General features: G+C 48.8%; 26 protein-coding genes and 1 other RNA gene. 17 read left to right on the plus strand and 10 right to left on the minus strand.

The window, feature by feature from the left end; all coding sequences use genetic code 11:
* Positions 1–12: 12 nt before the first annotated feature.
* The gene (locus tag ACFQ0N_RS31805; protein WP_379334128.1) at positions 13–192 is read right to left on the minus strand and encodes a hypothetical protein; all 180 of its coding nucleotides are present in this window, start codon (positions 190–192) and stop codon (positions 13–15) included.
* Between the two features lie 85 nt (positions 193–277).
* A complete protein-coding gene (locus tag ACFQ0N_RS31810; RefSeq protein WP_379334130.1) occupies positions 278–511 on the minus strand; it encodes a hypothetical protein in 234 nt (77 codons plus the stop codon).
* A 165-nt stretch (positions 512–676) separates the two neighbouring features.
* Here ACFQ0N_RS31810 and ACFQ0N_RS31815 point away from each other — a divergent pair, with 165 nt between their 5' ends.
* From ACFQ0N_RS31815 to ACFQ0N_RS31825, 3 genes are all read left to right on the plus strand, one after another.
* Entirely contained in the window at positions 677–1372 is a 696-nt protein-coding gene (locus ACFQ0N_RS31815) for a class I SAM-dependent methyltransferase (RefSeq protein ID WP_379334132.1), read from the plus strand.
* A 210-nt stretch (positions 1373–1582) separates the two neighbouring features.
* Positions 1583–1780, plus strand: coding sequence for a cold shock domain-containing protein (locus ACFQ0N_RS31820; protein WP_379334134.1), 198 nt, complete (start codon positions 1583–1585; stop codon positions 1778–1780).
* Between the two features lie 197 nt (positions 1781–1977).
* Positions 1978–2121 (plus strand): hypothetical protein, encoded by a 144-nt coding sequence (locus ACFQ0N_RS31825; protein WP_379334136.1) that lies wholly within the window; start codon positions 1978–1980, stop codon positions 2119–2121.
* Positions 2122–2180: 59 nt separating this feature from the next.
* On the opposite strand, the gene ACFQ0N_RS31830 is transcribed toward ACFQ0N_RS31825, so the two are convergent.
* On the minus strand, positions 2181–3368 hold the full coding sequence (locus tag ACFQ0N_RS31830) for an MFS transporter (protein ID WP_379334138.1): 1188 nt from the start codon (positions 3366–3368) through the stop codon (positions 2181–2183).
* Positions 3369–3637: 269 nt separating this feature from the next.
* Here ACFQ0N_RS31830 and ACFQ0N_RS31835 point away from each other — a divergent pair, with 269 nt between their 5' ends.
* The 5 genes from ACFQ0N_RS31835 to ACFQ0N_RS31855 all read left to right on the plus strand — a co-directional run bounded on the left by ACFQ0N_RS31835 (position 3638) and on the right by ACFQ0N_RS31855 (position 10238).
* Positions 3638–3949, plus strand: coding sequence for a hypothetical protein (locus tag ACFQ0N_RS31835; RefSeq protein WP_379334140.1), 312 nt, complete (start codon positions 3638–3640; stop codon positions 3947–3949).
* Positions 3950–4105: 156 nt separating this feature from the next.
* Positions 4106–5074, plus strand: a complete 969-nt coding sequence (pfkA, locus tag ACFQ0N_RS31840; protein ID WP_379334142.1) for a 6-phosphofructokinase — start codon at positions 4106–4108, stop codon at positions 5072–5074.
* Between the two features lie 605 nt (positions 5075–5679).
* Entirely contained in the window at positions 5680–7626 is a 1947-nt protein-coding gene (locus ACFQ0N_RS31845; protein WP_379334144.1) for a hypothetical protein, read from the plus strand.
* A gap of 681 nt (positions 7627–8307) precedes the next feature.
* Entirely contained in the window at positions 8308–9330 is a 1023-nt protein-coding gene (locus ACFQ0N_RS31850) for a tyrosine-type recombinase/integrase (protein ID WP_379334146.1), read from the plus strand.
* 284 nt (positions 9331–9614) lie between these two features.
* The gene (locus ACFQ0N_RS31855; protein WP_379334148.1) at positions 9615–10238 is read left to right on the plus strand and encodes an HD-GYP domain-containing protein; all 624 of its coding nucleotides are present in this window, start codon (positions 9615–9617) and stop codon (positions 10236–10238) included.
* Positions 10239–10326: 88 nt separating this feature from the next.
* Here ACFQ0N_RS31855 and ACFQ0N_RS31860 read toward each other — a convergent pair whose 3' ends face one another.
* Both ACFQ0N_RS31860 and ACFQ0N_RS31865 read right to left on the minus strand, forming a co-directional pair.
* Positions 10327–10521: a hypothetical protein gene (locus ACFQ0N_RS31860; protein ID WP_379334149.1), complete on the minus strand. Its 195-nt coding sequence runs from the start codon at positions 10519–10521 to the stop codon at positions 10327–10329.
* 149 nt (positions 10522–10670) lie between these two features.
* Entirely contained in the window at positions 10671–11498 is an 828-nt protein-coding gene (locus ACFQ0N_RS31865; protein ID WP_379334150.1) for a YitT family protein, read from the minus strand.
* A gap of 152 nt (positions 11499–11650) precedes the next feature.
* Between ACFQ0N_RS31865 and cshA the strand changes: the two genes are divergently transcribed.
* From cshA to ACFQ0N_RS31885, 4 genes are all read left to right on the plus strand, one after another.
* Positions 11651–13213 (plus strand): degradosome RNA helicase CshA, encoded by a 1563-nt coding sequence (cshA, locus tag ACFQ0N_RS31870; protein ID WP_379334151.1) that lies wholly within the window; start codon positions 11651–11653, stop codon positions 13211–13213.
* Positions 13214–13438: 225 nt separating this feature from the next.
* Entirely contained in the window at positions 13439–14239 is an 801-nt protein-coding gene (locus tag ACFQ0N_RS31875; protein ID WP_379334152.1) for a YesL family protein, read from the plus strand.
* Between the two features lie 167 nt (positions 14240–14406).
* Positions 14407–14593, plus strand: a non-coding RNA gene (gene ssrS, locus ACFQ0N_RS31880) — 6S RNA.
* A gap of 128 nt (positions 14594–14721) precedes the next feature.
* The gene (locus tag ACFQ0N_RS31885; protein ID WP_379334153.1) at positions 14722–15114 is read left to right on the plus strand and encodes a DUF1499 domain-containing protein; all 393 of its coding nucleotides are present in this window, start codon (positions 14722–14724) and stop codon (positions 15112–15114) included.
* An 81-nt stretch (positions 15115–15195) separates the two neighbouring features.
* Here the strand turns inward: ACFQ0N_RS31885 and tpx are convergent, their stop codons facing one another.
* Positions 15196–15714, minus strand: a complete 519-nt coding sequence (gene tpx / locus ACFQ0N_RS31890; RefSeq protein ID WP_379334154.1) for a thiol peroxidase — start codon at positions 15712–15714, stop codon at positions 15196–15198.
* A gap of 100 nt (positions 15715–15814) precedes the next feature.
* Between tpx and ACFQ0N_RS31895 the strand changes: the two genes are divergently transcribed.
* The 3 genes from ACFQ0N_RS31895 to ACFQ0N_RS31905 all read left to right on the plus strand — a co-directional run bounded on the left by ACFQ0N_RS31895 (position 15815) and on the right by ACFQ0N_RS31905 (position 19438).
* Positions 15815–16423, plus strand: coding sequence for a rhomboid family intramembrane serine protease (locus ACFQ0N_RS31895; protein ID WP_379334155.1), 609 nt, complete (start codon positions 15815–15817; stop codon positions 16421–16423).
* Between the two features lie 58 nt (positions 16424–16481).
* Positions 16482–17381, plus strand: coding sequence for a glutamate biosynthesis transcriptional regulator GltC (gltC, locus tag ACFQ0N_RS31900; RefSeq protein WP_379334156.1), 900 nt, complete (start codon positions 16482–16484; stop codon positions 17379–17381).
* A gap of 230 nt (positions 17382–17611) precedes the next feature.
* Positions 17612–19438: a peptidoglycan D,D-transpeptidase FtsI family protein gene (locus tag ACFQ0N_RS31905; protein ID WP_379334157.1), complete on the plus strand. Its 1827-nt coding sequence runs from the start codon at positions 17612–17614 to the stop codon at positions 19436–19438.
* On the opposite strand, the gene ACFQ0N_RS31910 is transcribed toward ACFQ0N_RS31905, so the two are convergent.
* On the minus strand, positions 19435–20535 hold the full coding sequence (locus tag ACFQ0N_RS31910) for an AI-2E family transporter (protein WP_379334158.1): 1101 nt from the start codon (positions 20533–20535) through the stop codon (positions 19435–19437). The two genes, ACFQ0N_RS31905 and ACFQ0N_RS31910, sit on opposite strands and share 4 nt — an antisense overlap.
* Positions 20536–20787: 252 nt before the next feature.
* Here ACFQ0N_RS31910 and ACFQ0N_RS31915 point away from each other — a divergent pair, with 252 nt between their 5' ends.
* Positions 20788–22203, plus strand: coding sequence for a polysaccharide deacetylase family protein (locus ACFQ0N_RS31915; protein WP_379334159.1), 1416 nt, complete (start codon positions 20788–20790; stop codon positions 22201–22203).
* A gap of 80 nt (positions 22204–22283) precedes the next feature.
* Here ACFQ0N_RS31915 and ilvD read toward each other — a convergent pair whose 3' ends face one another.
* Positions 22284–23969, minus strand: a complete 1686-nt coding sequence (ilvD, locus tag ACFQ0N_RS31920; protein ID WP_379334160.1) for a dihydroxy-acid dehydratase — start codon at positions 23967–23969, stop codon at positions 22284–22286.
* Between the two features lie 156 nt (positions 23970–24125).
* Between ilvD and ACFQ0N_RS31925 the strand changes: the two genes are divergently transcribed.
* Positions 24126–24596 carry a MarR family winged helix-turn-helix transcriptional regulator gene (locus ACFQ0N_RS31925; RefSeq protein ID WP_379334161.1) on the plus strand — a complete coding sequence of 157 codons (471 nt, stop codon included), beginning with the start codon at positions 24126–24128 and terminating at the stop codon, positions 24594–24596.
* 39 nt (positions 24597–24635) lie between these two features.
* Here the strand turns inward: ACFQ0N_RS31925 and ACFQ0N_RS31930 are convergent, their stop codons facing one another.
* A complete protein-coding gene (locus ACFQ0N_RS31930) occupies positions 24636–25460 on the minus strand; it encodes a helix-turn-helix domain-containing protein (protein WP_379334162.1) in 825 nt (274 codons plus the stop codon).
* A 113-nt stretch (positions 25461–25573) separates the two neighbouring features.
* Positions 25574–25880: hypothetical protein (locus ACFQ0N_RS31935; protein WP_379334163.1), on the minus strand; the 307-nt coding region annotated here is incomplete at its 5' end.

Raw genomic sequence — 25880 nt, forward strand, 5'->3', positions numbered from 1 at the left:
TATGACTGCGTATTATCCATTCATCGTCGCAAGGCTGTAAACGATAAGAAAAAAAGCAAACGCAATAAAGAAAATGGATGAAATCGCAACGAAGCGACGCAGTTGTGCGGGAACCCGATCGCGCTGCATAATGACGATCAGCCCCAATGAAAATGAGACAATAATAAAAATAATCGTAGCGGTTGTATCCACCTGGCAATTACTCTCCTTCGCAACGTATGCAGGCTGTACCTTTGATATGTTCGCTGCTGTTATGTTTTATCCTGCTTGTCTGACGCTAAACGGCGCGAAAACCGTCCATAATAGCTTGCAGCTGCTCCTCATTGCCAACAAAATCTTCCTGGCGGAAGCGGTTCTCCGCCCAGTGCAGCATTTCCGGCCTGCTCAGGAAGGTATGGCATTCTTCTCCCCATTGATCCGAAATTTCCCGTACAATGATCGTTTTGCCCTGCACCTCAACGGTGAGCATATTGTATTTGTCGGTTTTATAAATCTGATGTTTTTTGAACATGTTCGAATCCTCCAATAATAATCCATCGTTCCTCATCATCATAGCGATAAAAAGGGGTAGAAAGCAACTTTAAATTATGCTAGAATGTGGCAACTATACTCTTCAGAGTATAGAAAAGAGCTGAGCAGTTTAGTCTGAGATGAGCGGAGCGGAGGAGAGCAAGCGATGATGAAGGCTTATGAGCAAGCGGGTGTCGCTATGACATGCCGGGGATTTGACGAGTATTTATGCATGTTTGATTTAACGGAGGAGCAGCTGCTGCAAGGATCGACATTAGATATTGCCGCCGGAGGTGCCTCTTTTACAGCAGAAGCGGCGGCGCGCGGCTGCAGCGCTACAGCGGTAGATCCGCGATATGGGAAGGAGCGCGCGGCGTGGATTGCCGAGGCAAGAGCCGAGATCGAGACCTCGACCGGCAAGCTGGCGGCTCTCAAGGATCAATTCGATTGGACGTACTATGGCGATCTTGAGCGCCATCGGGAGTGCCGGCTCGCTTCGATAGAAAAGTTTGCTGCGCATTGTACAGGGGAGCAGGGGCGAAATTGTTATGTGAGCGGCAGTTTGCCGGATCTGCCCTTTGTAGATGACAGCTTTGACCGGGTGCTGTGCAGTCATTTTCTGTTTTTGTATGCTGCCCAGTTCGATGTTCAATTTCATCTGCAGTCGATTGCCGAGATGATGCGTGTCAGCAGGCAAGAGGTTCTCATTTACCCGGTTCAGACCTTGCAGATGGAGCAATATCCGCATTTGGAGCAGGTGATGGAGGAGGTACGCCGTTTTGGCGGCAAGTCGGAATTGTTCAAGAGCACACTGCCATTTATTCCAGGTTCGGAATATGGCTTGAAGATAAAGCTTTTGTAACCACATAAGAATTTATAAGTTTCCAAGCTGTGCGGAAAAAAAATTCTTATTGGCGATAAAAACTACCTTTAAACGTGGTCGCTCATCCTCGAAGGACTTCAATAGAAGTTTTTCTCATGAAGTTGTCTGTTAATTGCAATTTATCACCAGTATGTGTATAATGAACGTACTTGCCGTTTAAAACGGCAGTTATTTTAGGAGGTTGTTCAATTGAAAGGAACAGTTAAGTGGTTTAACGCAGAAAAAGGTTACGGTTTCATTCAAGTAGAGGACGGCGACGATGTATTCGTACACTTCTCTGCAATCCAAGGCGATGGCTTCAAAAGTTTGGACGAAGGCCAACAGGTTGAGTTCGACATCACTGACGGTAACCGTGGACCGCAAGCAGCAAACGTCACAAAATTGTAAGACTACGTTTCATACCGAAACTTCTTATAATCAAGTGTAGTTGCGTATATCACAATCCTCGACAGCAATGTCGGGGATTTTTTAATATGAGATGTACTCACAGTCGTTATCGCGCAGCCTAAGTGTCCGCGACATCATGAGTTAGCATACAGCCAGTTGGACACCTTCTCATTATTTATGGAGAGGAAGTTGGACGAATGGGAATTGTATTGCTGATCATTATTATTCTGACCTTAGTCGGCATAGAGATTAACGGTCGCAAAAAGCTGAAAAATGATCAACTCATTATCGAGCGGCTCGATCGGTTGATCGAACTGCAGCAAAAAGACAAGGGCCAATAAACAAAGAAATGCCGTTTCCTTGTAGGAGACGGCATTTTTTAGGTAGGACATCGGCGCCCCTACTTTGCACGATTGTGCAGATGTTTGAACAGAAATCCGGCGCTTGCCAGAAGCGCGAGAACCATGCCAAACTGGAAAAAAGAGCTTCTTCCCCCATGCTCATAAATATACCCGCCCAGCGTACCTCCGATAATACCGGCAAAGCCGCTCCATACAACAGCATAGACAGCCTGTCCGGAGGCGCGATATTCATCGGGAATGATTGATGACAGGTAACGGAGGGCGGTGGCAAAATAGATGCCGAAGGTTACGCTGTGCATACCCTGAACCGGAATGACCCATACCGGAGACGAAATTTGAGTGATCAGCCAGAAACGCAGCGCATACATGAGGCTGGCGATCGCGAGCAGCGGCAGCTCCTTGAATTTATGCCCGTACTTGCCGAGTAAAAAGAATATCGGTATTTCGCTCGCGGCCGAGGTGAGCCAGGCAACGCCGACAAGGGAGTCGCTTGCGCCCATTTGCCGCAGGGTAACGGCTAGAAAGCCTTCATACATGCGATGCGAAATTGAAATGATTAATATAAGCGCAAAAAAACTGACGACTTCAGGCTTGCGAATGAGCTTGAAAAAGCCGCCAAATTCCATTTTTTTAAGAGAGCCTTGATAGTCCTTCAGCAAAAAGGAAATGGCCAAAGCGCACCCGATCGTAAGCATACTCAGCCAGAGTGCGGCAGAGGTGCCGGTATATTTCAACAATTGCCCGAAAAAGAAGGCCGACAAGGCAAAGCCCAGCGAGCCGAAAATGCGAACTAGCGCATAAGGGGTTCCTGTATATTGGCTGGACAATAAGATCAGGCTGTCATTCAATGGATTCATCGGCGTTTGGAAGAAATAGAAGGCCGTCATAATGATGCAGACAACGATAAAGGAATCTGTCGTAAGCAGCATTGACACCATCACTAACTGTCCGAATAGTATTAAGGTAAGTATTTTTTTAATCGTCCGGTATTTATCGCTGGCGATGCCTAAAATCAAATTCGCGAACAGAGAAATAAAGGGGCCAGTAGCGTACAGGATACCGATCTGGGCCTCGCTGTAGCCGCGGTCCATAAAATAGAGAGGGAAGTAAGAAACGACCAGCGCTACAGTCATATAGGAGCTGAACGTAAATAGCCGCAAAATATTGGTTTCCTTTTTGGCCGTCTTGCTTATAGAAGCTTTGCAGTCTGATGCGGTTGATCTCATGATGTTTCGATCACTCCAATGAAATAAATGATCGCCGCAGAAGCAGCGATTGTATCAGAATAGTATAAATAGAGATTGTTATTCAGTATATCATGAATTGTTGGAGAATAAAGGGAGGGTATGTGGGAATATCTTTTGTTTTATTGGTGGAAATAGAGATTTACAGTGCAAGTTACTGACAATGAATGCAAGAAAGCGTCATCATTAATTTTCAAGCTAGATTTGTACGATCTGAAATGGTACATTAATTGGTGGAGGTTTTTAATCCAGTGAATTATTTTGTACTCAATGAGCGGCTCGGTATTGAGCTTCCCGCATTGGAGCGCGAGTGGGAGGGCTATAGTGAAACTGAGCGCGCAAATATTGTTGAACAATGGGAACTGATCCGCGGCTCGATACCGGATCGGATTTTCGGGTTTGAGAAGTTGATCAATCATAAGCAGTCTTTATTGTACGAGGAGGAAAATTTCGAACGCTCATGCGCCTTAAATTCTGATATAGCGGAACTGGCCAGCAGAATTAATGATTTGCATATCTGGTACCGCCTCAATCAGGAAATTGGCGTGCGGCGTCACGATTAATCCGAGTCGAGAGTCGCATCTGCCGAGCAAAGTGCAGCAAGCTGCCAACTGACCAGAGAGAGCGGCAACTGTTACTGCGATTGGGAGATTTATTATAGCGATTTGCAGCATTACAGGTAAATGCAACATGAATCAATGGTTGGGGAGTGAGAAGACATGTCAGCAATTAAATCGATTGCCGTACTTACAAGTGGCGGCGACTCGCAAGGCATGAATGCAGCGGTACGCGCTGTAGTAAGGAGCGGACTGTTTCACGGATTAGAAGTATTCGGCGTACAACGCGGCTATCAAGGGCTGCTCAATAATGATATCCGCCCGATGGACCTTCGCAGTGTAGGCGACATCATTCAGCGCGGGGGCACGATTTTGCAGACTGCCCGCTGCAAGGAATTTATGACGCCTGAGGGCCAGCAGAAGGCGGCTGACGTACTGCGGGAGCGCGGAATCGACGGTTTGGTAGTCATCGGCGGAGATGGCTCCTATCACGGCGCTAACAAGCTTAGCAAGCTTGGCATCAAGACGATGGGTCTGCCTGGAACGATAGATAACGATATTCCATTTACCGATTTTACAATCGGTTTTGATACAGCAGTCAGCATCGTAGTCGATGCGATCAATAAATTGCGCGATACGATGACTTCACATGAGCGCTCCTCTATCGTAGAAGTAATGGGCCGCCATTGTGGCGATATTGCTCTATATGCCGGACTGGCGAGCGGAGCGGAGACGATACTCGTTCCAGAAGTGCCGATTGATCTGGATGCGATTTCCGGCCGGATGTACGAAAATTTCCAATCCGGCAAGCGCCATAGTATCGTTGTTGTCGCTGAGGGCGCCGGAAACGTGAATGAAATCGCGGAAGGAATTGCCAAGCGCAACGGAATCGATGCGCGCGTTACTGTGCTGGGCCATATTCAGCGCGGCGGCTGTCCGACTCATAATGACCGTATTCTCGCTAGCCGGCTGGGCGATTTCGCCGTTCGCAAGCTTATGGAGGGCGAAACTGCCAAAGGCTGCGGCATCGTTAATGGCGAGCTGACCGTAACGGATCTGGATAAAATTATTAGCTCTAAAAAGCCATTTAACATGGAAATGTACAATTTGGCTAGCCGTTTGTCACAATAAAGTAAAGGACAAGCTCTATTCCAGATCGCTGGCGAGATGGAATAGAGCTTTTTTTTGTTGAAAGGAAATTGATGCCGCGGCCTGCCGCTCTTATGCTGGACATCTGCTGCTATCCTTTGGTAATCGCGGGCGAAGCGGACTCAAGCGGACCGAGTCTGTTATAGAAAGAAATGAACTGAGATGTCCGCGAACCCTCCGATGGTACTCATTTTGGGACGTATTTAACGACCTACGTGTCTGAAGGAAATCATAGTGAATTGCAAGCATTTTCTTTTGCGGGGAAAGGCTATTTTTGTTCTGCGCAAAAAAAGGATGACCGAGCAAAAAATGAAGGTTTCGGATGGCAAACGCTCATGTTACGTTTCGAATGGGTACGATGATCTGCCAATTTTCTTGGGAAAGGAAGTGGTCATGAGAGGGAGGTATACGCCACACTCATCCGATACGGATCGGTACAGCTGCACGTAATTAAATTCTGCTAAGAGCCGGCGGAAAACGAAAGCGTGTTGTCGTTGAAGTCGTAAAGGATCGATGATGGAGGAGGCTTATTTCGGCAGGATTCGTCTGCTGGCAACGTTTCCACCTTAAGAAGGGAGACTGGGAAAATGACGGAACAGGATCACGATCACAAGCCGGCAATAAGCCGGAGAAAAATGTTGGCGATGCTTGGCATGGCCGGAGCAGCCTTGAGTTTGGGCGCGTCCGTGGCGAACGGGAGCTCGGTTATAGAAAACGTATATGGGAAAAAGAAAAAAGAAACGTTCGAAGCAGATAGATATGCAGCGAGTGTGGACGAGCTTAGAACCGTGCTGCCTGAATATGAAGGGCAGCAAATTTACTTGGCAGGTTATTACGCTAACTCACCTGGGGCGGGAGGCGGGATACTTGTCTCGGTAGAGGGTGAATTTGTGGATAATGGCGGGTCCGTATTTCAGTCGGGAAAACCCGGATGGTTTTGGAAAAGACTTGGCAGCCAGCTTGCTTTGGAGGATTTTGGGGTAATAAGCGGCGATAATGTCTCGGCCGCAGTTCATAATGCCAACCGAATGGCTGCCGCATTCCAAGTAACGGAGTATGCAGTAAGCGCTACGCCCAAGATGACTTACGTCTACGACGGTGATGTGATCATTAAGGAAGCGCATACGCTGGATTGCCGCAAAGCTGTTTTCAAGGGCATCACAGGCTGTATCCGGGTTGCCAGCGCAGGCTGCGTCGTCCATTCCCCAGTCCTAGACGATTCGCTCAGAACGGACAATCGGAGAGCAATGCTGGTTGAGGCCGACCACGTACAAGTCGTTTTTGCCGAATTCCGGGGAAACGGCCATCAGGAATGTTGCCTGGAAATTACAGGCTTCAACGTGTCCGTATGCCATTCCAAGCTGCGGGATGCGAGCTACATGATTTTGGCCACGTCGGGCCGGGGGACGCATATTTCCGGCAATTATTTTACTGGCGGGAATTCAAAGGCGGTTCTGAACGCGGACAAGACGGTCGCCACAACGGTCCCGTGGGGGGATGCGATCAAGCTGTCCAGTGATACGAACGATTTGGCCAACGAGAATGCGCTTGGACGTCACGACAACATCATTACGGACAATATATTCGAAGATGTGTACCGCGATTGCGTGGATATGTTCACCGACGGCTCGCGGACGATTTTCAGCCATAACGTGATCAAGAACCATCATTGGAACATACTCGATATCAAGTGTATCTATCGGGATGACCCAGTCAAAGGAACCTCCATCAACCCGGGAAGAAGGGAAGAGGCCGTTATCGCCACGGGGAATATCATCAAGAACGTAGATAATCCCTATGCGAGCGGGGAATCGTTATTTAGCGTTGTCCATTACAAAAATCAGGATTCAGGCGGGAAAGTGACGGACTATACCCTCGGTCCCAACAAAGTGAAAATTTTCGGCAATCTAATCGACGGAGTGTTCGGCTATGTGTTCCGGGCGCTCGACAGCTTCGATGTGGCTTACTGCGATAACGAGCATTACAATCTGACTAACAACGCCGTATATATTACGGCCCAGTCCGGCACTCGCCATATCGATGTAGACCGTAACAAGTTTTATTACGCTAACGGCAAAGATTATTGGGGCAATCCGGTTCAGGTCATCCGGCGGACTTCTGCCAATTGCTCAAGCGGCTCGGTCAGTTATAATAAATTCGTTTGCTACAAGAAGGACGGCGTTCGAGGAGCGGTAGCAGCGGTAGTCATGGGGAACCGGATGTCGGCTAACGGTAATGCGGGTGAAGGCTTCGATATCGTCATCGATGCTGCCAGGGGTACCTACTTGACCTGCGATGGCACGGAAGCTCATGATTGCCAAACAGCGGTAAGAGTCGGCCAGTACGGTTCTGCCATGGGGGTTAGGGTATCTGGAACGTATGCTGCATCGTGCGTACAGGTAGTTGCCGTGAACACGGCAAACACGGGCAAGCTGATCATGGTCGATAATGAAGGAATCGACATTTTGGGAACCGCTTACAGCGATGTTTCCGCTATTGCGAGCAAAGTGGTCCGGAACAATAATGTGATCTGAGTGCTTTTCCTGGCCTGAGGCAATGATTACGGAAGAGTTACGAACGCCAATGATTATTTGCGAAAACAAGCGCCGCGCCCACAACGGGATTCGCGGCGTTTCGTCTTTGTTCTTGATGCTTGCTGCTGATTCGCCGGGGAGCGGTAATCACGGGGTGTGTTTTGATTCTAAACGGACCTGAGAGCAGAGCCGTTATTTTCGCCGAATCAGCTATTCAAGGAAAGAAAATATGGAAATAACGGTTGCCGCATACCTTCAAGTTGGCAGTCTATGCATCCACCTTCGGCAAAAAATCAGTGGCATCAATCGAGGCATGGCAGATGTACAAAATGCAATATTTTGAAGGCGTGATGGTGGTTTATGGGCAAAATTACGTTGTGCAACATTTCAGTGCAATTCAGCAGGTAAGACTAGCTTTATCTTGCATTTCGTGCAACAATTTAGCCCATGACCAGTTATCACCCCTTGTTTTGTTGCACGATCTGCAACATTGGAGGTCGATCAAAGGACAGCGATGTCCATTAGTGCCAAAAAACGCCTTGAATCAATTGATGCGCAGGGATTGATTCAAGGCGTTACTATTTTTACGACTCAAAAAATGGCGTAAAACAGTCGATCTATGAGGTGGGAGTGAATGTCGTACAATAATAGTTGTCCGACATTCTGCAGAAGGAGGCAGCCATGAGACAACAAGAAGGAACGTTTGAAACTTCGCAATGGACCATACTAAAAACAGCATCTTCCGGCGAATATAGTGACGAACAAATGATTCGAATGTTTTTAGCTGTTTGCAGCCGTTCGGAAAATACTGCAAGAAATTATTGGCGCGCAATTGAACATTTTCGCTTTTTTCTATCTTACCGTTCCCTAAAAGAGGTGACGTGGAAAGAGGTTCAAGCATATAAAATGGCTTTGGCTCAGGGCGGGATCAGCTTGTCGAATAAACCTCTGGCGCCTGCAAGTATTGCGGCGTTAATCGCACCGCTCAAGTCTTTCTATAAATGGGGAAGCGATCCGAACATCGGCTTGCTTCAGCATAACCCGACAACATCAATCCGCCTGCCGCCAACACCTATAACAAGCAAGCGGAATTATTTGACAAAGGGGGAAGTCGAAGCGCTGCTGCACAGTTTACGCAAACAGAGCAAACGCAACTATTTAATTGGTTTATCGCTTGTAATGCTCGGCCTGCGCGTATCAGAACTGTGTGCAATCAAGCCGGAGCATTTTTATACAGATGCACTGGGAACGACGAGATGGCTTACCGTGAAAAGCGGCAAAGGCGGAAAAGACCGGGAAATTAAAGTCCCTGCCCAGCTGTGGGATCTATATACGGAGTTCCTTCGGATACCGGCACAAGAGGAAGAGCCGACAGCAGAATTGGAGGGCGTTTTGCAGCAGCAGAAGAAGAATGCTGCCGGCTGTATATTTTCTATTTCTCCGCGTCAAATCGAGCGTATTATCCGCAAGGCTGGTATAGACGCCGGCATTGAAAAGCCGCTGACCCCGCACTGGCTCCGTCATACAAATGCAACGCTTGCTTTGCTCCATGGCGCCTCATTGCAGCAAGTCCAGGAAACATTGGGGCATTCGCATATTAATACAACCCAACGGTACTTGCACACTGTAGAGCAATTGAAGAAAGCGGCAACTGATTATGTAGAGGATAGCCTAAAAAACTTCTTTGATGAGAATAGTCAATAGTCATAAAGTTGTATCCTAATAACTTCCGCAAATCGTTCAACCTTGAAATATTAGGATTAATAACCTATAGTAAAAGGGGATCGCAAGAAAAAAATGTCGTTTTGTCCGCAAAAATGTCGGACAACTATTATTGTACGACATTCACTGCACGCATATATACAAATTACATTTCTTTATTCCGCTCTCTACATAAAATGTTAAAAAAATAGAGTCGAAAATGGTTTGACGCCATATTCTCTGCATTGTAGAAGTGAAATTGTGGCTGGAAGGAGGACAGATTTGGGGTGAGCATCATCGATATCGGAACAGTCGTGACACCTGCTTATTTGTCCCAGAGGATGGATGTGGCGAAGTGGATGGTTTTCTTAAAGCAAAAAAGTACAGAAACTTATCAGCATAGTGTACGGGTAGCACTGCTTTCGGAAAAATTGTCGGAGGTGCTCGGTCTTGACGAGAGGGAGAAGGCGTTACTGCGACGCGGATGCTTCCTGCACGATATTGGCAAAACGATGATACCGCTCTCTATATTGGAAAATAAACCATGTCTGACAAGCCAGCAGTGGACAATTATGAAGCTTCATCCGGTGCTTGGCGCCGAGCTGGTTGAAAATCACGCATTAGAAAATCCAATTGTTCTGCGAATGATTCAGCACCATCATGAGCGCTGGGACGGGAGCGGGTATCCGGAAGGTTTAAAGGGGGAGGAAATTCCGTATTTTGCTCGGATTTGTGCCGTTTTGGATGCGTTCGATGACAAAATGACCAGCAAAGCGGGCAAAACTCCGTACACGGTAGAGTTGGCGATGGCCGAACTTATGCTGCAAAGCGGGACTTATTTTGATGAGAAGATCGTGCGCTTGTTTACACAAACCTCTGCGGACATGAATTCATTGTATAAATTTGTATAATTCGTTGCGGAAAATTAAAAGGACGGGAGCGCCGAAGCGTCCCGTCTTGGTTGTGCGCTGTCTGATAAGCAGCGCCTGAAAATATTTCTCATTGCAATAACGCTTTGCTCTGATGCTCGCATATACTGTGCTGCACAATCTCCATCGCGTCTTCCGGCTCCAGTATTGCCAGCCCTTCACGTAGCACGATATTCAGATCCAGTTCCCGCGCCGTAAGGAAAGGTACTAGCTCCGGTGCAAGTTTTTCAACAATCCGCGACAGTTTTACGGTTTCCATATCCATGAAGCATCACCCTTTCACCTGAGATTAGTAGGGCAAAAACGTCTGGCATGAAACTTGAACTACGGGATAGTATTATTATATCAGGAGCAAAAAGAAAAACCTAGGGCTGGACTTAAAATTCCATGAATGCCAATATTGCTGAATACAGCTTAAAACTCTCGCCGTCTGAAGTCGCCAATCACGCCAACCGTTTCGACCAGATTAACAAAAGCTTGAGGATCTGTTTTAGAAATGATATGCTTCAGTTCAGCCAGTTCATAACGTGTCGTTACTGTCATGAGCATTTCCTGATTCGTTTGTAAATATGCACCGCGGCTTTGCACGATCGTGATTCCGCGCTGACGCGGCAGCAATGCTGCAAGCAAAGCTTCCGACTTGCAAGTAATGATGAAAGCAGTAATTTTGATGTGACGAACATGGATGACATCAATAACTTTGGCTGTAGTAAAAATGGAGACAAGCGACATAAGCGCGATGTCCAGATTGCGGGAAATGATGCCTAGCGCCATCACAATGCAGGAATTGAGCAAAAAAATCAGCATGCCCACGGAAAGGTCGCGTTTTTGCGTCAAAATCGAGGCTACAATATCGACACCTCCTGTCGACCCTCCCTCACGCAACGTAAGACCGTTGCCAAACCCGACGATAACCCCGCCGAATACAGCGCCCAGCAAGGCGTCGCCTACGATAGGAGTAACAGGAATTAAACGTAAGGCAAGCGTGGTAATGATAATGGAGTAGATGCTCCAGCATATAAATCTTCTGCCGAGCGACCGCCAGCCCCAGACGGCAATCGGGATGTTTAATACGAAGTACATCAAGGCAATACTAATGTGTGTGGCATAGCCAATGATCATGGCTACGCCGGCCAGTCCGCCAGTTATGATGTAATTCGGGATAATAAATTGGTTGAAGCCGAAAGCGATTAGCAGGGCGCCGATCGTCATTGCGGCAGCAGGACGTATAATCTTTTGCATGCATATTTCCTCCAAGATCAGCAGCAGCTGCTAATTAAGCTTGTTCGCCAATAGTATGCCTGTTTACAGCTCACTGGTATTCGCTAAGGCAACTGTGTTATAATGAACTGTATATTTTCTGTAGGATGCAGATAGAAGGAGTTTGAAGAAGTTTGAAAACATTTACTGATTTCGGTCTGGAACCCAAAGTGTTGCAGGCCATCACCGAACTCGGATTCGAAGAAGCGACTCCGATTCAATCAAAGTCTATTCCTATTGCGCTCACCGGTAGCGATTTAATCGGTCAAGCTCAGACGGGAACAGGCAAAACGGCTGCATTTGGCATACCGTTAATTAACAAAATCCCGACTAGCGAAGACCGGATTGTTGCATTAATTATGACACCAACCCGCGAACTTGCTATTCAGGTATCGGAAGAAATCGGGAAATTGACCCGCTACAAAGGTCTCCGCTCTTTACCGATCTACGGCGGACAAGAAATCGGCCGCCAAATTCGCGCCTTGAAAAAAAGACCGCAAATTATTATCGGAACGCCGGGCCGTTTGCTGGATCATATTAACCGTAAAACAATTCGCTTGGATGACGTACAGACTGTTATCCTTGATGAAGCGGACGAAATGCTGGATATGGGCTTCATGGAAGACATTACTGCCATTTTGTCGCTTGTACCGGATGAGCGTCAAACGATGTTGTTCTCAGCGACAATGCCTCCAAACATTCAACGATTAGCACAACAATTCTTAAAGAACCCTGAACACGTCTCCGTAATTCCTAAGCAAGTCAGCGCGCCATTGATCGACCAGGCATACATCGAAGTGCATGAACGGCAGAAATTTGAGGCACTTAGCCGCCTGCTCGATATGGAATCGCCGGAATTGGCTATCATTTTCGGACGGACGAAGCGCCGTGTCGATGAATTGAGTGAAGCGCTGCAGAAGCGCGGTTATACCGCTGACGGCTTGCATGGCGACCTGTCGCAAAATCAACGCGATGCCGTAATGCGCAAATTCCGCGACGGCAGTATCGATGTATTGGTGGCTACTGATGTTGCGGCCCGCGGACTTGACGTATCGGGCGTATCGCATGTTATTAACTTTGACCTGCCACAAGATCCGGAAAGCTACGTTCACCGGATCGGCCGTACCGGCCGTGCCGGCAAGGAAGGAACTGCGTGGTCGTTTGTAACGCCGCGTGAAATCGATCACCTGCACTTTATCGAGCGTGTTACGCGCCATCGGATTCCGAAAAAGCCTCTGCCAAGCATCGCAGAGGCGATTGAAGGCAAGCAGCGTGTAACAGCGGAGCGCATTCTTGAATACGTTCAAGAAGATGTGATCAACGAATATAAAGGAATTGCGATTCAATTGCTGGAGCAATACGATTCCGTCAACCTGCTTGCCTCTGCGATCAAAATTATTACCGGCGAGAAAAAGGACGTCAATGTTGAGCTGACGCCGGAAGATCCGATTCGCGCCAAGAAACGCAGACCAGATGTGCGTACGAACGGACGCCGTTTTTCGGGCTCATCGTTCGGCGGCGGTCGGGGCGGCTACGGCGGCAACTCGCGCGGCCGTTCAGACAACCGCGGCGGCAGCTACAATGGCGGACGCAGCGGATATAACCGCGACCGCGATCGCGACAACAACAGAAGAAGTGGCGGAGAAGGCCGCAGCGAATACCGCCGTCCGCGCCCTTCATCGCCGTCTGAGGAATAAAGGTAGTGAAATCGCGCATGCGATAGCGTAGGAGACCCGGGGCTAACCTTACGGCCGAGTGATCGGCCTGAAGCAGCTCCGGTTTTTTCTATCGGCACGGTGTTTCTCAAGCAATGCAGCAAATGGATACTGGCATTACTGCACAACCTATATTATAGTAGAGAAAAAGATGTAATCGTTTGCGTGCAAACGGGTGGAGTCTATGCTTAGGAGGATTAGGCAATTATGGAAATGAGAGGATTAATGGGCGGGCTGTACAAAATATCCGAGTGGATCATGCGGCTCTCAGTAACGAATGTGCTATGGATTATCTGTTCGATTCCATACATCTTTTTGTTATTGCCAACATTGTTGTCGCAAACGACAGATGAGTTTTTAAGCGGTGTTATTTTATCAAGTATCGTAGCGCCGTTTACACTGTTCCCTGCTACATCTGCGATGTTTGGTGTTGCGCGCAAATGGGTAATGGGAGAAGTGGACGTGCCGCTGTTGCGCACCTTCTTCCGCAATTACAAGGAAAGTTACCTGCAAAGCATGATTGGCGGAATTGTATATGTACTCCTTTTTGCCATCATGATCGTTGATTTCCAAGTCTATCTCCGTGAACTGACGACATTCAAGATCGTATCGTATTTGTTTATTGCATTGATCGTCCTTTTGGGCGTTTCCTTGTTCAATTTCTTTTCGATGGTTGTTCACTATCACATGAAGACATTTCAATTGCTTAAAAACTCGGTGCTGCTGACGATCGGCCGTCCATTCCGGTCGCTTTCTACAGCTATTATGTGCGGCTTCGTGCTGTATATCAGCTTCAGCAGTCCAAAGCTGATGTTCCTTGTACCATTTTTTACAGGCAGCATCGTGGCGGTTATTGCTTTCTGGAACTTCTATCAGATCTACACCAAGCTGCAGATGCAGGCTGCCAAAGCGGCTGAAGAGGCGGAAGAGGCTGCCCGTCAGGAGCTGGAGGATGCTGTAGGCATTGAAAAGCTCGAAGCGGATAAAGAAGGCAATGTCCGTAAATAATAACCAGTATATAGGGCTTGTTGACTTTACTTTAAAATATAAGAAAGTATAAGTTTCACTGTATACACAGCTTATATTTCTAAGGGAAGAAACTTGCTTCGCGCCAAGGACGGCGTCAGCCGTTTCTTCTTGCATTTACATTTATGAGATAACGGTCTATAATAACATTATTCCTGCGATGTTCGTTACGGCTCATACGCTGTTTTGAACCAATGGCTGTTTCACGGGAGATCAACATCGTAAGCGCGGCTGACACGCCCTTCAAGCGAGGGATTTCAAAAACGCTTCTGAGGTCACCCACCTGCGAGAGCGGGTTCAGAAACAACGCAGTCGGACGGCATAGGCGGGTTTCAATTGTTAATTCAAGGGGGCTAGCCCCCTTTTTTTAAATTTAGAGAAACGATAACCATTTCTTCTCATATGAAGTGATCTATGTTATTATAAGTGCTAGTATACATAGTTGTCGGAGGGGGAGATCACCTTTGTTGAAGCGCACCCTGATCGGGTTGCTGCGCAGTCATGAGATGACTGGCGATAAAGCGAAAGATCCGTTGTTGAAATCCCATTACTACAAATTGTCCAAAGATAGGGCATGGGAAGAAGTCGTCTCTACCCTGAAGAAAATTCCGGGCTATAAGGTTCTGCATGAAGTGCAAACGGTTGGCGAGATCGTGCTGGAAAAGCGTACGATGACAGGACGGACGATGGATATTACCGTATCTGTTATATCGGTAAATCCTGTAACGTCGGCGGTAGATATTTATTCTGCCTCGCGTGGATCATTAGGGGACTTGGGTTCCAATTACCGTGTAATACTTGATTTGTACCGCACGCTTGATAAAAAGCTCGCGACTTACAAAACAAGCGGCGCTTAATATGAAAAAGCGAGGAGGGCTACCCTCACTCGCTTTTTCTTTGCGACCATCTCTATACTGCTGCGTATGTATAAGTATTAGTTATACAAGTGCTTGCGCAGCAGCAAGAGCCTGCTCGTAATTAGGATGCTCGGTCATTTCGCCAAGCACTTCCACATATTGAATCGTATCATTGGCATCAACGACAAAAATTGCGCGCATATCGAGCGCAAGCTCTTTAATGAGTACGCCATAGGATTTGCCAAAGTTGTTGTCTTTGTAGTCGGACAGCATAACCACTTTATCTACGCCAGCAGCGCCGCACCAGCGGGCTTGTGCGAATGGCAGGTCGGCACTGACCGTAATTATGACGACATTGTCGCCGAGCTTGCCGGCTTCTTCGTTAAAACGGCGGGTTTGCGCATCGCATACGCCTGTATCGATAGAAGGTACAACGCTGATTAGCTTAACCTTGCCGGCAAAATCTTTAAGCGATGCCGATTCAACAAGCGATTTGCTAAGTTGAAAATCCGGCGCTTGATCGCCTTTTTTCAGGGCAGGACCGATAAGGGTAATCGGATTTCCTTTGAGTGTTGCAACGCCTGTACGTTCTTGTGTCATAATAGATAAACAGCCTCCTTCATTTGGTAGGTAAAACCTACGCTTATTATAAGCGCAATGAAACAGGCTTGTCCAACTTCTGAGAAAGAGGAGAAATGCGATGATTTTTTTACGCTATGAAAGCTTTCGCGGATATTTGAAAATGTACCCGGTCACATCAGTTTTAATCGCACTGAACTTGCTGATCTTTTGCGGAGATGCCATCTTCGACCATGAGCTGATAATCAGGGGGGCGTTTATTGATATCCCCCAAGATCCTTTCGGATTGCAGGAACCTTGGCGCTACATCACCTCAATGTTTCTCCACCGGGATTTTGCGCATCTGTTTTATAATATGTTCGCGCTGTTGGTTTTTGCACCGCCATTGGAAAACATGCTGGGGTCAGGCCGTTATGCCGTGTTCTACCTGCTGAGCGGCCTTATCGCGAACGCTGTCAGCGCAGTCATTGTAACGCATCCGACGATAAGCGTCGGGGCTTCAGGGGCGATTTACGGCATTTATGGCGCATACCTGTACTTGGCTGTAATGAAAAAATCTTTAGACGAGGGCTCGCGCAAGACGGTTTACGTTATTTTAGTCTTTGGGGTCATTTATTCCTTGATTGCAGAAGGCATCAATCTATGGGCCCATATCGGCGGCGCGCTGGCTGGATTTGCCATGGCTTATTTGTATGACCAGATATTGATTGCCAAGCGCCGGAGATCGTAATAAAGAAATTAAGGCAATATCGCGACCGTCAAGGGTGAAAGAGGAGAAGAGGGACTTCATGGAGCTTCGACAGTTGTATTATTTTGTAAAAGTAGCAAAGAAGGAACATGTAACGCAGGCGGCAGAGGAGCTGCATGTGGCGCAATCTGCAGTCAGCCGGCAAATACATCAGCTGGAAGAGGAGTTAGGGGCAAAACTTTTTTTGCAAAAGGGCAGAAATTTGCAGCTAACGCCTGTAGGGCAGCTATTTTTGAAACGGGCGGAAGTCATATTGGCTGATCTGGAACGGGCAGTCATGGAGGTTCATGAATTTCTTGATCCAGAGAAGGGAGAAATTCGGTTAGGATTTCCGCATAGTTTGGGCATTTCATTAATCCCTGAAGTCGTATCAGCTTTCCGCAAGAAGCATCCGAATGTTCAGTTTCGCTTTAAGCAAGGAATGTATCCGTCCCTAATCCGCGATGTGATGAAGGGGGAGGTCGATCTGGCATTTGTTTCTCCTTGTCCCGAAGAGCATGAGCATGTCACTGGACATACTGTGCTGACGGAAGAGCTATTTGCGATATTGCCGCAAAATCATCCGCTTGCCAAGGAAGAATCGATTAACCTGGCACAGCTGAAGGAAGAGACCTTTGTATTATTCAGCCCGGGCTATTCCTTGCGCCCTATTGTATGGGATGCATGCCGGGAGGCGGGGTTCACGCCCACGATTGGGTTCGAGGGAGAGGAGACGGAGACGATTCGCGGCCTGGTTGCCGCCGGTATGGGGGTAAGCCTGCTGCCCGAGATGGCGCTCTATCCTAGCGGCCCGCTGCAGCCGGCAAAAGTGCGCGTCAACTCTCCCCGCGTGACGAGAACGATTGGCTTGATTTATCGTCCGAATGAGAAGCTTCCGCTGGTAGCCAAAGTATTTCAACGATTTTTGCTTGAATTTTTTGGCTGTACAATGGTGAAATAGAACGGAGCGTCCGCAAAAGAAGCCGGTAAATCCGCATTGGCGGATAAATACCGGCTTTTTTGTTCAAATATAAGAAAGTATAAGTTTTCTCGTATACTTGGCTTATATTTCTTAAGGGAAGAAACTTGCAGCGCCTCAAGCACGGCGTCAGCCGTTTCTTCTTGATCGCATGAATAACCGGTTTTCTGGCGATAATGGAAGCAATTAGCTTGCATGAGGAGGACGCCACAGTGAACAGGAAAGAGCAGCGGACGCGTATGGACCGGCGAATAGCTGCAATACTGGCGGGAGCGAGTGTGCTGCTTGCTTTTTTGCTGCTCCGTTTGGGCTGGGTGCAATGGTTTGCGGCGACAGCGGCATCGGGAAAACAGGCAAATTGGCAGCAAAAAGCGGTGCTTCAACGCGAGCAGACGCTGGTGCTTGATACCGGACGCGGCGATTTTGCAGACCGCTACGGAAGGCCGTTGACAGGAACAACCTATCAAGCGCTAGCGGCGTTTCCGATCGATCAGCAGGCACGGGGCTCCCGGGAGGAGCTTGGGCGGCTTGCCGCGGCTCTGGAGGTGACGGAGGAGCGTTTAACGATGTGGCTGGCCGGCCTGCGGGAGCCTAAGTTTTGGCTGGCCGACGGCGAGTCCGTTCCTCTGGCGCTTACGAGCCGGCAGGTTGAGGCGATAAAAAGTCTGCGCGTGGAAGGCGTTCGTCTGCTGCCTTACCGGAACCGCTACAGCGACCAGACGGTTGCCAGACATGCAATCGGTTATATTTCTCAGCATCCGGAGTGGATTCAGCAGCAGTACGCTGCGGAACTGGCCAACCGTAAAATAAAAGTAAACGAGCAAATAGGCGGTTCAGGCTTGGAGAAAGCTTTCAATCCGCTGCTGCGCGGCGCGGGCGCAACTAGTGTCATGTTTTACAGAGACGGCCGCAACAAGCCGCTTCACGGCCTGGACTTGCGTTACACAGGACCGGATAATCCTTACTATCCCCTTGAGGTCATCACGACGATAGACGCCGGTATTCAGCAAGAACTGGAGCAATACGTGGATGAAAGCGGACTGCGCGAGGGAGCTGTCGTCGTGCTGGATGCCCGCAATGGCGATATTGTGGCGATGATTTCACGGCCGCAGATGGAGCCGAATGCTTTGGGGGCTGCTCATACCGATCTTGCCAATCATGCGTTACGGGAGGCAGTGCCAGGCTCGGTGTTCAAGCTTGTTACAGAAGCGGCCGCACTCGAGGCTGGCCTTACTGCCGAACGGGAGCAGTTTGAGTGCAGCGGCGATTACGGCAAATACGGCTTGCATTGCTGGAAAAAAGGCGGGCATGGCAAGCTTAGCCTGCAGGATGCGCTGGCGCAGTCCTGCAATATTGCTTTTGCAGCGCTAGCCGAGCGATTGCAGCCATCCGACTTGTTGAAAACGGCGGATCAGCTCGGCATTGGCAGACGGATTGGCTGGTATTCAGGAGAAGCTTTCGCTCCGCTAACCGCTGCTTTGCGGTTAATGCCTGAGGAGGAGGCTGGCCGGATTTTTGCGGTATCGCCGGAGAAACGCGATGGAGGGCAGCTTGCCCAGACAGGCATCGGTCAGCGGGATGTAAAAATGTCCCCCTTGCAAGCAGCCAACTTAATGGTGACTTTGCTTCATAATGGACAGGTTTTCATGCCCCGGCTCGTCACTGAAATTCGCTATGCCAATGGACAGCGCCTCTCCAGGCTGGATACGATGACGGCTCCGTCAGTCTACGGAGCGGTCAAGCCTGCGACCGTACAGACTTTGCTGCGGGGGTTGAAGGCCGTTGTAGATGAAGGCACAGGGAAAGCTCTTCAAAGCAATGACTGGCGCCTGGCTGGCAAATCGGGAACAGCCGAGACTGTCAAAGACGGAAAAACCCGCAACCATCACTGGTTTACGGGCTTTGGTCCGGTAGAATCACCGCGTTATGCAGTTGCTGTATTAATGGAAAATCAGCCGCTTGGAATAAGCAATAAAGCAACGGTTTTATTTGGCGGCATAATGAGCCTACTTGCAGGGCGCGACAGTATGGCCCGTTAAGTTGTACCGGGCGGCTTCGGCGGATTGTCGAACTCGCCCATTGGCGGCCGGATCCACTGGTGAAAATAGCCTTGATCGTACAACGCTTTAAGTAGAATAAGCAGCAGCGGGGAAAGAATCACGCCAGCTACGCCGAACAAGGAAAGTGAAATAATCATAAAGGCCAGCATAGTAAAGGCGGATACGCCCAGCGTGTCGCCGGTAATTTTCGGTTCGAGAATTTGCCGCATTAGGACTACGAGAGCCAGCAGTGCAGTGAGCCATAAGGCAAGTGCAGTCTGGCCAACGATGAGCAAATAAATGATCCACGGTATAAATACGGTGCTGACGCCGAGCAAAGGTAAAACATCGAAAATGGCCGATAATACCGAAATCGACAACGCATTGTCTACCCCCAGCGCAAGCAGAGCGGCGAAGATAATGACAAAGGTAATGGAAATCAGCTTTACCTGCGATTTGATGTAGACGGCAATGCCGGAAAACACATTGTCTTTCAAAAAGAAGAAAGCGGTTTTGAACGTTCTAGGCGTTTTATCTGCGGCTATCTTCTTCCAGTCCTTAATTTCCAAGCTGAGAAAGTAGGCTAATATAATGCCTACAGCAAAGTTGAAAATAAAAGTGGAGAAGGAGGACAGATAGCCGCCGAGCGATTTGAGAAAGCTGGTTGCGGCGCGCTGCCCCCATTGTGTAATGGTGGAAAGAACCGATTGTGTTTTTTCGCGTAAATCCGGCGACATTGCATTATATTTTGACATAATAAGTGAAAATTTGTCTGTCAAAATTTCCTGATAGTGCGGCAATTTCTCCGCAAGTCCAGTGACCTGATTGGCGACGATAATGCCTGCTCCGACAAAAGCGCCGACAATGACCAGTGTGAAAAGTAAAATGGAAATGGCGGCGGCAATCGATTTTTTGATGCCGATCCGGGTCAGCCAGCGAGCGGGCGGCTCAATGAAAATGAAGATTAGAAACGAAAGAAATATCGGTGTTGCAATGCGGTACAGATGGCTAAAGGCGAACATAATAAGGTATACTGTCAGTACAATTAAAGCAATGTCGAATGCCGTTCGCCAATATTTCTGGTAAAAGGAAAGCATGTTCTAACTCCTTTTCTCGTATGTATCATAGTGTACGACCAAATTGTACTACAGATTAGGAGCGTTGCCTATATAAGTATTAAAACCGGTGCTCTTCACCACAAAATGCAGCAGGCCTGTACAATAAACAGGCATAACAAGCGTAGCCGTTATTAAAGCTGTATGTTACAATAAGGAAGGCATGCAAACTTAAAGATGTACCGCCTTCCCATGTTGGACAGGGGATCGATACTAGGATGGTGGGGAAAACGGATGGAAAATTTAGTATTATGGGGCTTTTATATTTTAACCTTTTACGCCTTTCTTCCTGGTCTTGTCAGCCGTACTTTCGGCTTTCGGGTTTTTAAAAGAGGGCAGGCTAATAAAGAAATAGCTCTGACGTTCGATGATGGCCCTGATCCGGTATATACACCGATGCTGCTTGATTTGCTAAAGCAGTACAACGCAAAAGCGACTTTTTTCGTAGTTGGCATATATGCGGAGAAGCATCCCGAGCTGTTGAAGCGAATGCATGATGAGGGGCATATTATAGGGATTCATAATTATGTGCACAAGAGCAATTGGTTTATGCGGCCGGGGACAGTAAAGAAACAAATTCAACGCACCTCGGACATCATTTTTAATGCAACGGGAGTGCGGACTACTTACTACCGGCCGCCGTGGGGAATTGTAAACTTATTTGATTTCTCCAATCTTGGCTATTTGCAAATTATTTTATGGTCCTCCCTGTTTAGCGATTGGCGCCGGAAGGTAGGAGCGGAACGTCTCCGGCAGCGCATGATGAAAAAGCTTCGTCCTGGCGAGGTGCTGCTGCTTCACGATTGCGGTTCAACCTTGGGAGCAGATATTGATGCGCCGGCGAATATGCTGGAGGCATTGCAGTCTGTCCTCGAGGAGGGTAACCGCCGCGGATATGCGTTTGTGACCATTCCGGAGATGATTGCCATTACCGATCAGAATAAAGCGGCAGCGCCTGCAATCGGCTGGTTCAAGCGGCTGCTTGTCTCCTGCTGGATGACGTGGGAAAGATTGTTTCATGTGCTGTTCCGGGTAGAAGCGGGAGTGGCGGATTCCGTCTTTAATATTCGCGTGGTGCCCTATCATGGCAAGACGCTGCATTTAACCGATGGACAAACAATTAATAACAAGGACCCAGTCATTGAACTGCATCTTGACAATCATAAGCTGTACCAGATGATGACGGAATCGCGGTCTATGATGCATGTAGCGATTCGCCTGATCCGCGAAGTCGAGAAGGGGCTGCCGAAGCTGGCCGAGCAAATCGCCGGACGTCCGGAATTTGCCAAAGCACGCGGTCTGTATGGCATAACCATGATCAATCGCGGGGCAGAGCAATTTGGCTTTAGCGTGCTTGATCTGCCCAAGGGGCTGTTCGATAAGCTGACCCGGATTTACTTGAAGCTATTGCTGCGTGTGCTGCATCCTGCCGGCAATAAACGGGTAAAACAGCAGGGCAAACGTTTATCCCCGCGCATTATTGCGATGTCGATGGATGAATTCTGGCGCCGTTACGGCGGTACTACCGATACTTTGAAGCCGATGTGGCAGACGAGCAAAGCATTCGAGGAGCAATTGCAGCCATCAGGTACTACATTAACTCATTCAACTTATGAAAATGCCAATGCCGCAGGAGAATTCAATTCTTGAGCGGCATTGATGCTAATAGAATGCAAGAGGGGCGTCTCACAGTTATCCTGCCGATAACTGTGGGACGCCCCTTCATCATTTTAGATCTTCATTACGCCGCCTGTGCTGGCGTTCGTAACGAGATGGGAGTAGCGGGCCAGGTAGCCCTTTTTAATTTTTGGCTCGAAGCCTTTCCAGTTCGCTTTGCGCTTAGCAAATTCTTCATCGCTAATTAGCAGGTTCATCGCTCTGTTTGTTAGATCAAGCTCAATGAGATCGCCATCTTCAACAAATGCGATTGGGCCGCCCTCAGCTGCTTCCGGAGATACGTGGCCGATACTGATGCCGCGCGAAGCGCCGGAGAAGCGTCCGTCAGTGACGAGGCCAACCTTGGCACCCAGACCCATGCCGACGATTTGCGAAGTCGGAGCGAGCATCTCAGGCATGCCAGGGCCGCCTTTTGGACCTTCGTAGCGGATAATAACGACATGGCCTTCTTTTACTTTGCCATTCGCGATGCCGGCCAGCGCCTCATCCTGCGAATCGAAGCAAATTGCCGGGCCTTTATGATAGCCGCCGACAGACTTGTCCACAGCTCCAACCTTGATGATGGCGCCGTTAGGAGCCAGGTTGCCGAACAGTACAGCCAGACCGCCTTGCTCGCTGTGCGGATTGTCGAGCGGATGAATGACATCTTTATCGAGAATTTCACAGCCGGCAACATTTTCCCGCAATGTTTTGCCGGTTACGGTCAATACTTCGCCTTTCAAGGCGCCTTCTTTTTTGAACAATTCATTAATAATTGCACTTACGCCGCCTGCATTGTGAACATCCTCGATATGATAATCGGATGCCGGGGCGATTTTCGCCAGATGCGGTACGCGAGCTGCAACCTCATTGATGCGCTCGATCGGATATTCAAAGCCCGCTTCATGCGCAATAGCAAGCGTGTGAAGCACCGTATTCGTCGATCCGCCCATTGCCATATCGAGTGCGAAGGCATTGTCGATCGAATCAAGTGTGACGATATCGCGCGGTTTAATGTCTTTCTCGATCAGCTCCATCAATTGACGGGCGGAACGTTTTACAAATTCGCGGCGTTCCGGCGATACGGCCAAAATCGTACCGTTGCCCGGAAGCGCAAGGCCAAGGCCTTCGGCGAGACAGTTCATCGAGTTCGCGGTAAACATACCGGAACACGAGCCGCAAGTCGGACAGCCATACTGCTCCAGCTCCTGCAGTCCGGCATCGTCGATTTTGCCCGCTTGGTATGCGCCGACGCCTTCAAATACGCTGGAGAGCGAAATCGAACGGCCGTCGGAGGTTTTGCCCGCCTTCATCGGCCCGCCGCTTACGAGCACTGTCGGAATATTGACGCGAAGTGCGCCCATAATCATGCCTGGGGTAATTTTGTCGCAGTTCGGGATACAAACCATGCCGTCAAACCAGTGCGCATTTACAACGGTTTCAACGGAGTCGGCAATAATTTCGCGGCTTGCCAGCGAGTAGCGCATGCCGACATGTCCCATGGCGATCCCGTCATCTACGCCAATCGTGTTAAATTCGAAAGGAACGCCGCCCGCTTCGCGGATCGCTTCCTTGACGAGCTTGCCAAATTCCTGCAAGTGCACATGTCCCGGAATAATATCGATATACGAGTTGCACACTGCTATAAATGGTTTGTTGAAGTCTTCTTCCTTAACTCCGGCAGCACGCAGCAAGCTGCGGTGCGGAGCGCGGTCAAAGCCTTTTTTGATCATGTCTGAACGCATCTTTTGTGAAGCCATGACTGTCCCTCCCAAGATTGGATCAATATTAAACAGTCTACCACAATGCGCGGAGAATGGCTAGAAAGCGGATTAGTGCAGAAGAGGATAGACTTTACAAGTTGCTCCGTTTGTTCTACCTTTAAAAGTATGGAAAGTAGAAAGGATGAACGGCTCATGCCAGACAACCACCAGGAGGAGTACGCGCAGCTAGAACAGTCGTTTATTCGGATGAAACGGCGGATGGACTCCGAATGGAGCAAAAGTAATTTTCATGGATTAAATCCGATGCAGGGGCGTATATTGGTGCGGCTTTGTGAGGACGGCTCACAAAAAGCGTCCGCTCTGGCGGAACAGCTCTTTATTACCCCCGGAGCCGTGACCGGGATTGCGGATAAGCTATTGGAGCTGGGCTTAATTGCGCGCGACCGGGCCGAAGGCGACCGGAGGATCGTCATGCTGTCGATTACCGAGAAGGGACGGGAACTCGTACAAGAATTAAAAAAGACGCGATCGGCTATCTCTGCCATGATGTTCTCCGAGCTCTCGACCGGCGAGATCCGGGAGCTTACGAGGCTAATTGAAAAAATTATTGTAAGTATGGACACAGCCAACGAGCGTCGTGAAAAGGAGCACGATAGTATATAGGAGCATAGGCACAAAAGCGCAAAGGCAGAACGCTCTCGATTATTGCTGCCGATTGCTGCGGTATTGGCTGGGGCTTGTGCCGTATCGCTTTTTGAATTGGTTCAAAAAATGATTATAATTAGGGAAGCCGACATCGTCGGCTATTTCTGCTGCGCTCCGATAAGTGTGCAGCAGCAGCGTAGCCGCCTCTCTCAGACGGATTTGGTTGAGCGCGGCCACGACCGATTGCCCGGTCTCCAGCTTGAACAAATGGGAGAGCCGCGATTCAGACAAATTGACTGTGCGGGCGATGTCGGCGATGCGCAGCGTTCGCTTCATATCTGCAGAAAGGAGCGCAAGCACTTCCTCTACCCGCGGATCAAACCGGCGGGCGGCATGTTGGTTCAGCAGCCATAAAACTTCATGAATGGCGCTAGCGCATAGCATATTCCAATAGGGACGCTGCTGTCTCGTATCGAGCATAAGCCTCTCCAGTGCAGCGGATATCCGTTCCTGTACTGCCGCCGCCTCGATGGAAAGCTTATAGAAGCCGCGCTCCTGTTCGGGAAAACGGCATAAATGCTGCATTTGCGGATCCGGTGCAAAATGAACCCAGCGAAATTGCCAGTGCTCTCCCTGCGTTGTTCCATAATGATGAGGTGTGCCGTCCTTTAGCAAAATGACATCGCCGGCTTTGGCGGAATAACGGGAGCCGCCGATTTGAAAATAGCCTTCACCGGAAAGCGTAAAGGTAAGCAGCCAGTCTTTGCGGCCGTTCTGCCGAACTGTGCTGTAGTTTTCGGCGCAATGAAAATGTCCGGCGACAAAAAGATCTCTGTCCAATGTGCCATAGGCGCCAAATGTGGATTGCTGTTGCTGCTGCATAATTTTTTGCTGCCTCCTTCCCTCGATGTGGTTGACTTTACTGTGCATATCGCAGGGGATACCTCCCTAAATTGGAAGGCAGCTCGCGCGCAGCACGCTCCTCTTCAAAGCGGTTATGAGCTTCCGCTCGCTGTTCGTATGGTGGTTGCTGTAACATGAAAGGTTCGCGGCACAATTGTTGTAGAAAATACAACATTGGCACCCTTATTTCCTCTTTTAGCCGCAAATGCTGTACGTTGTGCAACAATCATCGCCCATTCAGCCTCCTGGAGGAGCGAAATGTTGCATTTCGCATAGGCCTGTTGATTAGCCAAAAAAAGGTATGCAATAAATGGTAAAAAACTAATAAAAAAGACCGTCCAGTCGATGTAATGTTTGTCCCCACAAACTAATCGAAACGAGGCGGTCTCATGAAAAAGT

The organism is Paenibacillus sp. GCM10027626, assembly GCF_042676285.1.
GTDB lineage: Bacteria > Bacillota > Bacilli > Paenibacillales > Paenibacillaceae > Paenibacillus_Z.